Genomic DNA, 12,007 nt, shown 5'->3' with positions numbered 1-12,007 from the left:
GGGCGGCTTCATGGGCGCGCCTCCCATGTCGCGCGCTCCAGCCGGTGCACCAGGCAGTCGTCCTGGTCGAACATCCGGCGGCCGACGGGCTCGAAGCCGAGCCGCTGGTAGAAGCGGTGGGCGTCGCTGTTGGAGGCCAGGGGGTCGATGACCATGGCCGTCACCTTCGGGTCGGCGAAGGCGGCGTCGATCGCCAGCGTCATCATCCGTGTTCCGTAGCCCTTGTTCAGCGCATCCGGCGAACCGATCCAGATGTCCATGGCCCGCAGGTTCGGGTCGATATCGCCCCAATAGTGCGTCGGCTCCAGATGGGGATCGATGACCTGCATGACGCCGATGGGCCGGAAGGCTCCGTCCACGGGGATTTCGGCGATGCGGTAGAAGCTGACGTCGGACTGGTCGGCCAGTTCCTCGCGCCATTCTATGCCGCCGAAGGCGATCTCGGCGTCGGGGTCGTCCGTCGAGCAGGCGATGACGTGCGGCTCGCGGTCCCAGCTCGCCAGCAGATCGGCGTCCTCCAGAGTCGCCGGGCGCAGCCGGACGGCGGAAGGCGCGGGCAGGGGGGAATACAGGCTCACGGTTTCAGGATAAGCAGCGCCGCGACCGCTTCCAAGGATTTCCGCCATGACCACCGCCCGCCCCTCCGACCGCGCCCCCGAACAGCTCCGCGCCGTGACGCTGGAGACCGGGGTCAACCGCTACGCCGAGGGATCCTGCCTGGTCACCTTCGGGCATACGAAGGTGCTGGTCACCGCTTCGGTCGAGGAGAATGTGCCCGGCTGGATGCGCGGCAAGGGGCAGGGCTGGGTGACGGCGGAATACGGCATGCTGCCCCGCGCCACCCACACCCGCGGCCGGCGCGAGGCCGCCTCGGGGAAACAGACCGGGCGGACGCAGGAGATCCAGCGGCTGATCGGCCGCTCGCTGCGGGCCGTGGTCGACCTCAAGGCGCTGGGCGAGCGGCAGGTGGTGCTGGACTGCGACGTGGTCCAGGCCGACGGCGGCACCCGCACGGCGGCGATCACCGGGGCCTGGGTGGCGATGGCTTCGGCCTTCGACTACCTGCGCGCCGAGGGGGTGCTGAAGGCCGATCCGATCCTCGACCAGGTGGCGGCGGTGTCGTGCGGCGTGTGCAGCGACCAGCCGGTGCTGGACCTCGACTATGAGGAGGACTCCACCGCCGAGGCCGATTCCAACTTCGTCCTGACCGGCTCGGGGACCATCGTCGAAATCCAGGCCACGGGCGAGAAGCGCGGTTTTACCCGCGCCGAGTTCGACCGCCTGTTCCAGCTGGCCGAAGGCGGCTGCGCCGAACTGTTCGCGATGCAGCGAGCAGCGCTGGGGCGGTGACTGAGGGCCTCAGCCCTCCTCGCCGTCCGGCAGGCCCATCATGTGGAAGCCGGCGTCGACGTGGATGACCTCGCCGGTGGTCGACAGGCCGAGGTCGGAGCACAGCCACAGGGCGCAGCCGGCGACGCCCTCCATCGAGGTGTCTTCCTTCATCGCCGACATGGCCCGGCCCTGAGCGATCATGCCGCGGCCGCCCGAGATGCCGGCCAGCGACAGGGTGCGCATGGCGCCGGCGGAGATGGCGTTGGCGCGGATGCCCTTCGGGCCCAGGTCGCGGGCGATGTAGCGGGTCGCCGCCTCCAGCGCCGCCTTGGCCACGCCCATGGTGTTGTAGTTGGGGATGGCCCGCTCGGAGCCGAGATAGGTCATGGTCACCAGCGAGCCGCCGTTCGGCATCAGCTTCGAGGCGCGTTTGGCCACGTCGACGAAGCTGAAGGCCGAGATGTTCATGGCCAGCAGGAAGCTGTCGCGGCTGGTGTTGTCGACGAACGAGCCCTTGAGCTCGTCCTTGTTGGCGAAGGCGACCGAGTGGACCACGAAATCGATCGTGCCGAACTCGCGTTCCAGTTCGGCGAAGGCGGCGTCCATCGAGGCGTCGTCGGTGACGTCGGCCTGGATCAGCAGCCTGGCGCCGACGCTCTCGGCCAGCGGGCGCACGCGGCGCTCCAGCCCCTCGCCGAGATAGGTGAAGGCCAGTTCGGCGCCTTGGGCCGCCAGCTGGGAGGCGATGCCCCAGGCGATGGAGTTGCTGTTGGCGACCCCCATGATCAGGCCCTTTTTGCCCTTCATCAGGTCGCCCGTGGGCATGTTCCAGCCGCTCTCGCTCGCCATGGTCAGTCTCCGTTTTTCGAGCCGGGAGGGTTAGCAGGGGCCGGGGCGGCGGGGAAGCTTTCGCGTCGCCGGGCGAGCCGGGCCAGCAGGGGCGTCGCCGTGACCCCGTGGACGACGATCGACACCAGGATGATGAAGCCGACCACGGCCCACAGCCGCTCGCTGTCGCCGAAGTCGCCGTGGTTGATGCCGTAGGCCAGATAATAGACCGAGCCGACCCCGCGGATGCCGAGGAAGGCCAGCAGCAGCCGCTCGCGCCACGGCTGGTCCGATCCGGCCATGGCGACCAGGCCGGCGAGGGGCCGGATGACGAAAACCACCGCCAGGCCGACCAGGGCGTCGGTCCAGGTCAGGCTGGCCAGCAGACCGTTGGCCAGGGCCCCGCCGAACAGCACCAGCAGCAGCATCATGAGCAGCCGTTCGATCTGGTCCGAGAAGTCGTGCATCTCCTGATGGAAATCGTGATCCCGTTCCGAGGCGCGGATGGTCACGGCGCAGACGAAGACGGCGAGGAAGCCGTAGCCGTGGACCAGCTCCGTGACGGCGTAGGCGATCAGGGTGGCGGCCAGGGCGATCAGCCCGTCGCCCAGCCGCGACAGGCCCCGGCGGCTGCGGAACAGCAGATAGCCGAGCACCTTGCCGATCAGCCAGCCCGCCCCGAGCCCGGCCAGAAGTTTCCAGCCGAGCTTGACGGTGAACCAGTCGGTGAGGCCCGACTGGGTGGCGAGGCCGCCGGCGGCGGCGAGAATGGCGAGGTGGACGAAGGGGAAGGCGAGGGCGTCGTTCAGGCCCGCCTCGGAGGTCAGGCCAAAGCGCACCTCGTCCTCGTCGCCGGATCTTGGCGGGCCGACCTGGACGTCGGCGGCCAGCACGGGATCGGTCGGGGCCATGGAGGCGCCGAACAGCAGCGCCATGGCCAGGCTGAAGCCGAGCCCGGCCCAGCCCAGCCAGGCGGTCGCCGCTATCGTCAGGGGCATGGCGACGGCCAGCAGCCGCCAGGTTGTGGCCCAGCTGCGCCAGCCCGGCGGGCGGTCCAGTTTCAGCCCCGCCCCCATCAGGCTGATGATGACGACCAGTTCGGTCAGCCGCTCGGTCGCCGTGTCCCAGGTGCGTGGATCGGGATCGAAGGCCAGCAGACCGGTCGAGAAGACGGCCACCCCGATGGCGACGCACAGTATGGCCAGGGTCAGGGGCACGCGCTTCAGACCCACCGGCGCCCACGAGACCAGCAGCACCACGGCGCCGAGGCCGAGCAGGAACAGGATGTAGGGGTCGAAGGTCAGAAACGGCTCCAAATGTCTGGAAGCCGACTATAGCGCGTCCGCGTCGTCCCGGTTGCCCTCAGACCTTCGACAGGATCAGCGTGCCGTTGGTCCCGCCGAAGCCGAAGCTGTTGGACATGACGTGCGTCAGCTCGCCGTCGTGGCGCTGGCGCAGGATCGGCATGCCCTCGAACTCGGGGTCGAGATTTTCGATGTGGGCGCTCTCGGCCGCGAACCCGTGCTTCATCATCAGAAGGCAGTAGATCGCCTCCTGTGCTCCGGCGGCGCCGAGCGAATGGCCGGTCAGGGACTTGGTCGAGGAGATCATCGGCAGGTCGTCGCCGAAGACGTTGCGCACCGCGCCCATCTCCTTGCTGTCCCCGACGGGCGTCGAGGTGCCGTGCGGGTTCAGATAGTCGATGCGCGGATTGCCGGCCATCTCGAGGGCGATGCGCATGCAGCGCTCGGCGCCCTCGCCCGAGGGGGCGACCATGTCGTAGCCGTCGGAATTGGCGCCGTAGCCGGTGACCTCGGCGTAGATGGTCGCGCCGCGGGCCTTCGCCCGTTCGTATTCCTCGAGCACGACGATGCCGGCGCCGCCGGCGATGACGAAGCCGTCGCGGTCCTTGTCGTAGGCGCGGCTGGCCTTCGAGGGATTGTCGTTGAAGTTGGACGACATGGCGCCCATGGCGTCGAACATGTTCGACATCGACCAGTCGATGTCCTCGACGCCGCCGGCGAAGACCACGTCCTGCTTGCCCCAGGCGATCTGTTCGGCGGCCGCGCCGATGCAGTGGGCGCTGGTGGCGCAGGCCGAGCTGATCGAATAGTTGACTCCCTTGAGCTCGAACCAGGTGGCCAGCACGGCCGAGGGGCCCGACGCCATGGCCTTGGGCACGGCGAACGGCCCGATGCGCTTGGGCGAGCCCTTTTCGACGGTGGTCTGCGCCGCCTGCAGGATGACCTGGGTCGAGGGTCCGCCCTCGCCGACGATGACGCCGATGCGGTCCGACTTGATCTCGTCCGGGGTCAGGCCGGAGTCCTTCAGCGCCTCCTCGAAGGCGATATGGCCCCAGGCCGTGCCGTTGGCGAGGAAGCGGGCGGCGCGGCGGTCGACGTAGGGAGCCCAGTCCTCGGCCGTCACGCCCAGGGCGGGCGGGGCCCAGACCTGCGAGCGGAAGCCGTGGGCGGCGTGGTCGGCGGCGGGCCGGACGCCGGATTTCGCCTCGCGCAGGGAGGCGGTTACCTCATCCTGGCCCGTGCCGATGGATGAGACGATACCCAGTCCGGTGACGACGACACGCCGCATGGTGCTTCCTTCTTGAACTCAGATCGCCGCGTTGCCCGCGGTCTTTGAATGGGTTTAGCCGCCGACGGGTTCAGTCGCCCCGAACAACCCGACCCGCATGTCGGTGGCCGTATAGATGGGAACGCCGTCGGCTTCGAGAACCCCGTCGGCGATGCCCATGACCAGGCGGCGGTTGATGACGCGCTTGAGGTCGATCTTGTAGACGACCTTCTTGATGTCCGGGGTCACCTGGCCGGTGAATTTCACCTCGCCGACGCCCAGGGCGCGGCCACGGCCGGGGCCGCCGATCCAGCCGAGGTAGAAGCCGACCAGCTGCCACATGGCGTCCAGGCCCAGGCAGCCGGGCATGACCGGGTCGCCGATGAAGTGGCACTGGAAGAACCAGAGGTCGGGATGGATATCCAGCTCCGCCTCGACATAGCCCTTGCCGTGGGCCCCGCCGTCGCCGTTGATCGTGGTGATGCGGTCGAACATCAGCATCGGCGGGGCGGGCAGTTTGGCGTTGCCCTCGCCGAACAGTTCGCCGCGGCCCGAGGCCAGCAGCGCCTCGTAGTCGAACGACGACGGGAATTTCGATTGGGTCACGGACGCTCGCATCTCAGAGGGCCGGCGGCGCGGACGCCGTTCCAGGCCGGTGTGGCCGCCGGGTTACACGAGCGCGGCAGCGGGCTCAACCACCGCCGTGGACGGCGGCTAGTCGCGCCGCCCCGTTCCGGCTGGTCGGGCCGCGTTGCACAGCGGCCGCTCCTGGGTTCCGAACACGGCCGACTGGCGCACCCAGCCGCGCAGCCGTCCGGCGCGGACGCGGCACCAGCCGTCCTCGCACTCGTCCATGGAGACCAGCGAGCGTGGCGACAGCCGGGCGCGCACGGGGGAGGTCTCCGAGCGGCCGGAATGGATGGGGATTTCACGGTCCGAGGCGTTGAAGACGCTGCGGCGGCTGGACACCACGCTGCGGTGGACCCAGGCCACGGCCCCCTCAGGGTCGCAGATCTTGCGCCATTCCGTGGTCTCGGCGATCACCTGCACCGGCAGGCCCGAGACCCGGTATTCCCACAGGATGCGGTGGTCGAGGCCGGGTCCGTAGCGGGCGTGTACCTCGGACGACTTCAGCGACAGCCAGCGCGGCACGGGCTGGCCGCTGGGCGTCGGGCGGCCGTCGGGCATGGTCTGGGCGGCCCCGGCCAGCACGGCCGCGCAGACGGCGGCGGCCGTTGCAGCCACCCTTTGGACGCGGGCCAGCCTTTTGAAGTGGCGACGGGCTTTGCTAGACACGAGACGGTCCGTGAAATCGAAGGCTCCGAATGTCGGCGTCCAGGCTTAAGGTCGTATTAACCAGACGCCTGCCCGACGCGGTCGAGACGCGTATGCGCGAGCTGTTCGACGCCGAGCTGAACCTGACGGACACGCCGATGGACCGGGCCGCGCTGGAGGCGGCGGTGCGGCGGGCCGACGTGCTGGTCCCGACCATCACCGACGCCATCGACGCCGGACTGATCGCCGCCGCCGGCGAGCGGCTGAAGATGATCGCCAATTTCGGCGCCGGGGTGGATCACATCGACGTCGAGGCGGCGGCAGCCAGGGGCCTGATCGTCACCAATACCCCCGGCGTGCTGACCGAGGACACCGCCGACCTGACCATGGCCCTGATTCTCGCCGTCAGCCGGCGCATCGTCGAGGGCGCCCAGGTCATGGCCGAGGGCCGCTTCGAGGGCTGGACCCCGACGTGGATGACCGGGCGCAAGTTGTGGGGCAAGCGGCTGGGCATCGTCGGCATGGGCCGCATCGGACAGGCCGTCGCACGCCGGGCCAGGGCCTTCGGCATGCAGGTCCACTACCACAACCGCAGGCCGGTCCCGGACATGATCGCGGAAGAGCTGGGGGCGACCTACTGGGACGATCTGGACCAGATGCTGGCGCGGATGGACATCATCTCGCTGAACTGCCCGGCCACCCGCGAGACCCATCATCTGCTGTCCGCCGCGCGCCTGGCGAAGCTCCAGCCGCACGCGCTTCTGGTCAACACCGCCCGCGGCGAGCTGATCGACGAGGCGGCTCTGGCCGAGGCCGTGGCGCGCCGCGCCATCGCGGGGGTGGGGCTGGACGTCTACGAGCACGAACCGGCCGTCCATCCCGGCCTTCCCGGCCATGCCAATGTGGTGCTGCTGCCCCACCTCGGTTCGGCCACCCTCGAGGCTCGGCAAGACATGGGCGAGCGGGTCATCGCCAACATCCTGACCTTCCGGAACGGCCATCGGCCGCCGGACCGGGTTATTCCCGCGATGCTTTGAATGGAAGCTTGACGGTGCACTCAACGGACGGTTGATTGAGCGGTCAGTAGGGGGCGTACCGATGCAATCAGGACTTTCACGGGCGGCGGGAGCCGTCCTGTCGCGGCGCGGCCTGCTGGGCGGCGCGGGAGCGTTGGCCGGGATGGCGGTCTTGCCGCCCGGCGTGGCCCGCGCCCGGGACGCAGCCTATCCCCTGAGCGAATTCTTCAAGCCGACGATGAGCAGCGGCGCGGGCCTGTCGCCCTCGGGCAACCGGATCGCGATGGCCGAGAACCTCGGCACGGACGAGGCCCCGCGCAGCGCCATCGACTTCATCGAGGCCGCCGATCCGGAGGGTCAGCGTCGCCGCATCGAGTTGGGCCCGGTCCAGGTCAGTTCCATCGACTGGGCGAGCGACGACCGCGTTCTGGCGAGCGTGATCCTGAAAGGCGAGACGGAGGCCCGGTCGATCGCAGGCTCCAACCGCAAGGCGGAGGGCTTCGAATACTATATGCGCCGCGTCGTTTCGGTGAATGCGACGACCGGCGACGTCGTCGTGCTGTTCGGCGACCAGCGCACCCGCATGCGCAACACCTACGACATGGGCCGCATCGTCGACCTGCTGCCCAACGATCGCGACCATGTCCTGATGGCGGCGTGGGAAGCCGACGGGGTGATGGCGCTGCACCGGGTCAATGTGAATACGGGTTCGCCGACCCGGATCGAGCGTGGCGGCTCGGGCACCTATCACTGGCGGACCGTCGGCGGCGTGCCTGTCCTGCGCCACGACATGAACAGCCGCGGCACCCTGGAGACCATCATGGTCCGGGCGCCGGGCGAAACCGAATGGAAGATGGCGCGCCGCACCCGGGTGCGCGAGGCGCCGGACTTTCACTGGGTCGGGGCCGGCGACACGCCCGGCAAGGTGCTGGTCATCGCCCGTCTCGACAATGAGGACGTCCTGAGCGTTCGCGAGATGGACCTGACCACGACAGCGCTGGGCCCGCCGCTGAACGCCCGCCCTGGCCGTGACGTCGACTACGGCCTGCCGGACTCGGCGGGCAACTATCTGGGCGCCGCCTACTACCGCGAGCGGCTGGAGTACGAGTTCGTCGATCCCGCCCTGGCCGTCCACCACCGCGCCCTGAACCGCTTCTTCGACAACAGGTGCGACGTGCACCTCACCGACGTCGACATGGCCCGGAACCGCTTCATCGCCTACGTCAACGGTCCGGAGGAGCCGGGCGCCTGGTTCTTCTACGACAAGGACGCGCGGGCGATCGTGAACCTCGGCCAGGCGCGGAATCTGGACCCGGCGCGGCTGGGCTCCAGCGAGGTGCTGCAGGCGCCGACCCGTGACGGCGCCGCCATCGAGGCCTATCTGACCGCGCCTCCGGGCGGGACGCCGGGACCGCTGGTGGTGCTGCCACACGGCGGGCCCGAGGTTCGGGACACGCCGAGCTGGGACCGTCAGGTCCAGGTTCTCGCCGCGCAGGGCTGGTGGGTTCTGCGGCCCAATTTCCGGGGTTCGGGCGGCTATGGCCAGAGCTTCGCGCAGCAGGGCTGGACCCGCTGGGGCGACCGCATGCAGGAGGATGTGGAGGACGCCGTCGCCCACGTCATCGCCCTGCGCGGACTGGACGCCGGACGGGTCGCCATCATGGGGACCAGCTACGGCGGCTATGCGGCCCTGATGGGCGCGGTCCGGCGGCCGGACCTGTACAAGGCGGCCATCTCGATCTGCGGCGTCGGCGACCTGCCGGACATGCTGGCCTGGGAGGACCGCCAGGACGACACGCCGGGCCAGCCGATCTACGAGTTCTGGACGAAGCGCATCGGCGATCCCCGGACCATGGGTCCGGCCCTGGAATCGGCCTCGCCGCGGCGCCGCGCCGCCGAGGTGGCCTGCCCGGTGCTGCTGGTCCACGGCGTGGACGACCCGGTCGTGCCGTTGATCCAGTCCCGGCGGATGCGCGACGCATTGCGCGGCGCCGGCAAGACGGTGGAGCTGATCGAGATCGACGACGCCGGCCACGCCGACTGGGACGACGCCCAGGAGATGGCGCTGATGACCCGCTATGTCGACCTGATCCGGACCGCCTTCGCCTGATCCGGGCCGGCGGAAAGCTTGAGCGGGGTAGGGGCGCTTCGATGACTGTCTTCCGGAAACTGGCCGCCGCATGCGCGGTCTTCTGGCTGCTGGCAGCGGCCGCACCGGCGCGGGCGGATCCGCTCACGATCCCGGACTTCCTCGACGGGCCCGCGCTCGGCTCCGCCAGTCTCTCGCCGACGGGCCGCTACCTGGTCTGGACGGTACGCACCGGCGAGCAGAGTGCGGTCCACATCCGCGACCTGCAGGAGGGCACGGTCTCGGTCATGGGGGCGGGGTCGGCCCGTGAGAGCTTCGGCGGGGTCTATGTCGAGTGGATCCGCTGGAAGACGGACGACCGGCTGCTGATCGGGATGACCCGTTTCGAGCTGAGGCGCTCGGGCGGCCGGGAGACGGGCCGGATCCGCGGCTGGACCTTCGGCCAGTCCGTCCTGTCGGTCGCGCGGGACGGCTCGGGCATGGTCCCGCTGCAGGCGCCGGGGACGCGGGAGGCGCTGCCCGGCGAGGTGCTCGACACCCTGCGCGATGATCCCGATCACATCCTGATGAGCTATCGCGACGGGTCGGGCGGCCTGAACGTGGCGCGCGTCAACGTCCTGTCGGGCGAGGCGGCGAAGATCCTCGACGGCCATCCGCGGGTGCTGGACTATCTCACCGACCGCGACGGCGCCGTGGTCGGCCGGATCGCCTATCGCGGCTCGACCGGCCGGATCATGCTGATGGAGGCGCTGAACGCAGACGGCGGCTGGAGCGAGGTCTATCGCCTGCGCCGGGACGAGATCCGCAACCTGCCCGACTACGACTTCCTCGGGGCCACCAGCGAGCCCGGCAAGATCTATGTGTCGATCCGGCCCGAGGCCGTGGGCGGCGAGAGCACGGCCGGGGTGCACGTCTTCGACTTCGCCACCCGCACCATGGGGCCGACCATCTGGCGCCATCCCCGGTACGACGTGTCGGGCATCGTGCTGGACGCCGACACGTCGGAGCTGCTGGCCGGGTGCTACTGGGCCGACATCTACCGCTGCGACTTCACCGACCGGCGCGAGGACGCGGTGATGACCGGCATCCGCCGCTTCTTCGGCGACAGCTGGAGCGTCCAGGTGGTGTCGCAGGCCCGCGACGGCTCGCGCTGGCTGGTCCGGGCCTCGGCGCCCAACAATCCCGGCGAATACTACATCTTCAACGTCGCCGGGCGCCACATGGAGTTCGTCGGCTCCATCTATCCGCGCCTGCCCGAGCACGAGCTGGGCGTGATGCAGCGGGTCGACTATACGGCCCCCGACGGCCAGGCCCTGTTCGGCTATCTGACCCGGCCGCCGGGAGCCGCGGCGGACGCGGTCCTGCCGCTGGTGGTCATGCCGCACGGCGGACCTGAGATCCGCGACTATCTGACCTATGACCAGTGGGCCCAGTTCCTGGCGACGCGGGGCTACCAGGTGTTCCAGCCCAATTTCCGCGGCTCCTCCGGCATGGGCAAGGCCTTCGCCGAGGCCGGGTACCGCGAGTGGGGCGGACGCATGCAGGACGACGTGACGGCCGGGGTCGAGCACCTGATCGCATTGGGGCTGGCCGACCGCGGCCAGGTCTGCGTCGTCGGCGCCAGCTACGGCGGCTATGCGGCGCTGCAGGCCGGCGCCACCCAGGCCGACCTATACCGCTGCGTGGTCTCCGTCGCCGGGCCAAGCGACCTCGTTTCGATGATGCGCTGGGAACGGTCGGAGGCCGGCGCCGATTCCGACCGCTACGACTATTGGCTGAAGTCCATCGGCGACCCGCGCGAGGACCGCGAACGGCTGGAGGCGGTGTCGCCGCTGCGGCGCGCCGCCGACTGGACCCCGCCCGTGCTGCTCATCCACGGCGAGGACGATGACGTGGTGCCGGTCAGCCAGTCGCGCGACATGGAGCGCGCCCTCAGGCGGGCCGGGAAGGACGTGAAACTGGTCGTGCTGGAGGCCGCCGGCCACTCGGACTGGTCGACCCGCAACGACACCACGGCCCTGACGGAGCTGGAGGCCTTCCTCGCCCGGCACCTTCCGGCGGCTCCGCCCGCTCCCGCCGCCCAGGCCGGGGCCGGGGCTCCGGCGGCGGAGGCGTCACCGGCTGACTAGCCGCAGACCGGGCAGTCCGGGTCGGCGACGACGCCCACCGTACGGGCGGTCCCGGCCAGACCATCGTAGATCAGCAGCCGGCCCGTCAGGGGCTCGCCGGCGCCGGTGATCAGCTTGATCGCCTCCAGGGCGGCCATGGAGCCGACCACGCCCGCCAGCGCCCCGACCACGCCGACGCGGGCGCAGGTCTCGGCGTCCGGCGGCGTCCCGGGCACCAGGCAGCGATAGCAGGGCCGGCCGGCGAACACCCCGACCTGCCCGCTCCAGCGGCCCAGGGCGCCCGACACCAGCGGCGCGCCGGCGGCCACGCAGGCGGCGTTGGTCGCGAACCGGGTCTCGTAATCGTCCGTCCCGTCGAGGACGAGGTCGCAGTCCTCAAGCAGCCAGCCGGCGTTGGCCGCCGTCAGCCGCTCCGGCGCCGCCTCGATCTCCACATGGGGGTTGAGCCCGCCCAGCCGCCGGGCCCCCGCCTCGACCTTCAGCTCGCCGAGGTCGTCGTCCGCAAAGGCGATCTGGCGCTGCAGGTTGGACAGGCCGACCTCGTCGGGGTCGATCAGCCGCAGGGCGCCGACGCCCGCGGCCGCCAGGTAGAGGGCCGCCGGCGCGCCGACCCCGCCCAGTCCGACGATGGCCACGCGCGCGGCCTTCAGCCGTTGCTGGCCCGGCCCGCCAAGTTCGGCGAGCACCAGATGGCGCGCGTAACGTTCGATCTCGTCGTCGGAAAAGCTCACCCGCCCCAGTTAGGGCGCCATGAGCGGAAGGTCACG

11 protein-coding genes are annotated in these 12,007 nt (G+C 70.3%); 4 read left to right on the top strand and 7 right to left on the bottom strand.

The window, feature by feature from the left end; all coding sequences use genetic code 11:
* Nucleotides 1-8 precede the first annotated feature (8 nt).
* Nucleotides 9-578, bottom strand: coding sequence for a GNAT family N-acetyltransferase (locus VEA62_RS12065; RefSeq protein WP_324821959.1), 570 nt, complete (start codon nt 576-578; stop codon nt 9-11).
* 46 nt (nt 579-624) lie between these two features.
* On the opposite strand from VEA62_RS12065, the gene rph reads away from it, so the two are divergent.
* Complete coding sequence (gene rph / locus VEA62_RS12060) at nt 625-1,350, top strand: ribonuclease PH (RefSeq protein ID WP_259553658.1); 726 nt, start codon at nt 625-627, stop codon at nt 1,348-1,350.
* 9 nt (nt 1,351-1,359) lie between these two features.
* Here the strand turns inward: rph and VEA62_RS12055 are convergent, their stop codons facing one another.
* The 5 genes from VEA62_RS12055 to VEA62_RS12035 all read right to left on the bottom strand — a co-directional run bounded on the left by VEA62_RS12055 (nt 1,360) and on the right by VEA62_RS12035 (nt 5,976).
* The gene (locus tag VEA62_RS12055; RefSeq protein WP_324822163.1) at nt 1,360-2,157 is read right to left on the bottom strand and encodes an enoyl-ACP reductase; all 798 of its coding nucleotides are present in this window, start codon (nt 2,155-2,157) and stop codon (nt 1,360-1,362) included.
* 26 nt (nt 2,158-2,183) lie between these two features.
* Nucleotides 2,184-3,476: a cation:proton antiporter gene (locus VEA62_RS12050; RefSeq protein ID WP_324821954.1), complete on the bottom strand. Its 1,293-nt coding sequence runs from the start codon at nt 3,474-3,476 to the stop codon at nt 2,184-2,186.
* A gap of 46 nt (nt 3,477-3,522) precedes the next feature.
* Entirely contained in the window at nt 3,523-4,752 is a 1,230-nt protein-coding gene (gene fabB / locus VEA62_RS12045; protein WP_324821952.1) for a beta-ketoacyl-ACP synthase I, read from the bottom strand.
* Nucleotides 4,753-4,806: 54 nt separating this feature from the next.
* The gene (gene fabA / locus VEA62_RS12040; RefSeq protein WP_414641896.1) at nt 4,807-5,337 is read right to left on the bottom strand and encodes a 3-hydroxyacyl-[acyl-carrier-protein] dehydratase FabA; all 531 of its coding nucleotides are present in this window, start codon (nt 5,335-5,337) and stop codon (nt 4,807-4,809) included.
* 108 nt (nt 5,338-5,445) lie between these two features.
* Nucleotides 5,446-5,976: an SH3 domain-containing protein gene (locus tag VEA62_RS12035; RefSeq protein ID WP_324821948.1), complete on the bottom strand. Its 531-nt coding sequence runs from the start codon at nt 5,974-5,976 to the stop codon at nt 5,446-5,448.
* An 80-nt stretch (nt 5,977-6,056) separates the two neighbouring features.
* Here VEA62_RS12035 and VEA62_RS12030 point away from each other — a divergent pair, with 80 nt between their 5' ends.
* The 3 genes from VEA62_RS12030 (at nt 6,057) to VEA62_RS12020 (ending at nt 11,240) form a co-directional block, all read left to right on the top strand.
* Nucleotides 6,057-7,043 carry a D-glycerate dehydrogenase gene (locus VEA62_RS12030; protein ID WP_324821946.1) on the top strand — a complete coding sequence of 329 codons (987 nt, stop codon included), beginning with the start codon at nt 6,057-6,059 and terminating at the stop codon, nt 7,041-7,043.
* 61 nt (nt 7,044-7,104) lie between these two features.
* On the top strand, nt 7,105-9,132 hold the full coding sequence (locus tag VEA62_RS12025; RefSeq protein WP_324821944.1) for an alpha/beta hydrolase family protein: 2,028 nt from the start codon (nt 7,105-7,107) through the stop codon (nt 9,130-9,132).
* 41 nt (nt 9,133-9,173) lie between these two features.
* Entirely contained in the window at nt 9,174-11,240 is a 2,067-nt protein-coding gene (locus tag VEA62_RS12020) for a S9 family peptidase (protein ID WP_324821942.1), read from the top strand.
* Here the strand turns inward: VEA62_RS12020 and VEA62_RS12015 are convergent.
* Complete coding sequence (locus VEA62_RS12015; protein ID WP_324821940.1) at nt 11,237-11,971, bottom strand: HesA/MoeB/ThiF family protein; 735 nt, start codon at nt 11,969-11,971, stop codon at nt 11,237-11,239. The two genes, VEA62_RS12020 and VEA62_RS12015, sit on opposite strands and share 4 nt — an antisense overlap.
* Between the last annotated feature and the right edge of the window lie 36 nt (nt 11,972-12,007).

The organism is Brevundimonas sp. (genome assembly GCF_035627475.1).
In the GTDB taxonomy this organism is placed as follows: domain Bacteria; phylum Pseudomonadota; class Alphaproteobacteria; order Caulobacterales; family Caulobacteraceae; genus Brevundimonas.
This window is presented reverse-complemented; position numbering and strand designations above follow the sequence as displayed.